This is a genomic window from Bacillota bacterium (genome assembly GCA_013177945.1).
Classification (GTDB): Bacteria; Bacillota; DSM-12270; order Thermacetogeniales; family Thermacetogeniaceae; genus Ch130.
In genome coordinates this window covers 1-1,971 of record JABLXW010000009.1, presented here as the reverse complement: position 1 = coordinate 1,971, position 1,971 = coordinate 1, and the positions used below count along the sequence as shown (strand labels likewise).

The 1,971-nt window shown below is 60.2% G+C and carries 3 protein-coding genes; 1 reads left to right on the top strand and 2 read right to left on the bottom strand.

The features are described 5' to 3' along the window. Positions 1 to 355: DUF1648 domain-containing protein (locus HPY58_06585; protein NPV29319.1), on the top strand; the 355-nt coding region annotated here is incomplete at its 5' end. Here HPY58_06585 and HPY58_06580 read toward each other — a convergent pair. Next, on the bottom strand, positions 269 to 1,480 hold the full coding sequence (locus tag HPY58_06580) for an amidohydrolase family protein (GenBank protein NPV29318.1): 1,212 nt from the start codon (positions 1,478 to 1,480) through the stop codon (positions 269 to 271). The two genes, HPY58_06585 and HPY58_06580, sit on opposite strands and share 87 nt — an antisense overlap. A gap of 55 nt (positions 1,481 to 1,535) precedes the next feature. After that, the gene (locus HPY58_06575) at positions 1,536 to 1,832 is read right to left on the bottom strand and encodes a hypothetical protein (GenBank protein NPV29317.1); all 297 of its coding nucleotides are present in this window, start codon (positions 1,830 to 1,832) and stop codon (positions 1,536 to 1,538) included. Positions 1,833 to 1,971: the final 139 nt, after the last annotated feature.

Here is a 1,971-nt window from a genome sequence, read left to right as displayed (position 1 = left end):
CGGATTCACGGGGAAGGCCGACGCCTGGGCAGACAGAAACTTCATCATCTTTCTTCCCGCCGTAGCCCTTCTGCTTTATGCGGCGATGACGGCGCTCGGGCGCTATCCCCATAAATTTAATTACTTCTGGGCGATTACTCCGGAAAATGCGAGGGTTCAGTACCGGCTGGCCCGGACCTTTTTTATTGTTGTCAAAACCGAAGTGGTCTGGTCCTTTGCCTACGTCCAGTGGAAAAGCATCCAGGTTGCGCTGGGCCAGGCAGAAGGTTTAGGGGCTGCCTGGACGCCGGTCTTCCTGTTGGTCGTGTTTGGGACGCTGGGGCTTTACCTCTACCGGGCAAGCCTGTTTAAGTGAGCCCGCCGGTTCAGATCTTTTTTCCTCCGGGGCGCCGGGCTCCCAGCCGTAGAACTCCCAGTTGGCGCGCCCGAAGAGGTCGAGCACCTGCGCCCGGGAGAGGCGTTGTGCCCCTTTCAGGGAAGCGACGGCGTTGGCTGCCTCCAGGGGGCTCGCCGCGTCCACGGGGGCGTCCGACCCTGCGAGGAGCCTCACCCCCTGCTTGAGGAGCAGCCCCCAGGCGTAGGCGGTTTCCATTCTCCTGGGCCCCAGGCGCTTTCTTGCCCAGGGGACCTCCCGGGAGAAGATGGGCTGGATGCAGACCGCGACCCCCAGCTCCGCGAGGGCGTCGATCTGGTCGTGCCGCAGGTACTGGGCGTGCTCCAGCCTGTCCTGCGGGTGGCGGGATTTCCCGATCACCCCGAGGAACTGGTCTACGGCCCTGTCTCCGATGGCGTGGCAGGCCACCGGCTTGCCTGCCTGGTGCACCCTCTCCACGATCTCCAGGAGTTCGGCGTCGGAGTAGTTGAGAACTCCGCAGTTCCCGGGGTCGTCGCTGTACTCCTCGCTCAGGGCGGCGGTGCGCGCCCCCAGGCTCCCGTCCAGGAACAGCTTGAACCCCAGGGCTTCCCCGAGGAGCCGGAAATCGGTGGTATAGTAGTCAATTTTGCCGAAGAACTTCCTTTTGGAAAGGTCCATCCCCATGTCGATAGTCCTCGTTACTCCCAGGCTTTCCAGCCCGGCAACTCCTTCTTTGACGATGAGTTCGGGGTCGAGTTTGAGCCTTTCTGGGAGTTCGTTCAGGATGGCGAAGACGTCGGCCTCGCGGAAAATCCCCTCCGGCGCCGGGCGCTCCAGCGCCTCCATGGCTGCGGTGTTTGCGATCGCAAGGTGCAGGCAGGTGCGAAAAATAAGCGCCGGAGCCTTCCCAAAGGCGCGGTCGAGAAAAGATCGCTCCGGGAGGGCCTTCTCTTTGAGGGATTCCTGGTTGAAACGCACCCCCACGTACCACCCCTCAAGAGGACGCGCCTTTAAGGCCGCGATGAGCTCTTCTTTTGAGGAAACCCCGGCCAGGTTTGTGAAGTAATTGAAAAGGCAGAATTCCCAGAGGTGGATGTGGGCGTCGAGAAAAGGTCTTTTCTTCATGCGACAATTATAGCATGAATTGACCGCGCCGGAAGCCGGGCTGCCTTTTCTCTGCTCAGGGAGATTTCCGAAATTTTGAGGGAAAGATGCCTGCTTTTTGGGGAGGTTGCAGCCGCGGGAGGAACATCCCGCATGCCCTTTCCTCCGGGTCTCCGTGCTCCAGGATCTTCTGGAGCCCTTCTTTTCCTGCGAGCTTCAGCAGTTCCACGACGTGGATCCGCTCCGGGACCCTCCGGTGGAGCCTTCTGTACCGTTCGATGCCTGCAACACATCCGCACCGGATCTCTTCCTGCCCCTGAATCTGCACGAAAAACCGGCACTCGCCGCACCGGGAAACGATGATCTCCCGCATTTCCGGAAGGACGATGCGGTGGCTTTCCCAGAGCTTGTTGCCGTCCGTCGCGAGGTTCTCTCCTTTCCGAACATATGTTCCCAATTATTATAATCCACGATTAGCCTTTCAGCAAGACCCCAAAAAATCCCAGATCCGG

Excerpts from the sequence above, each read along its gene's own strand:
- HPY58_06575 (NPV29317.1), bottom strand. The coding sequence starts at position 1,832 with ATGCGGGAGATCATCGTTTCCCGGTGCGGCGAGTGCCGGTTTTTCGTG.
- HPY58_06580 (NPV29318.1), bottom strand. The coding sequence starts at position 1,480 with ATGAAGAAAAGACCTTTTCTCGACGCCCACATCCACCTCTGGGAATTC.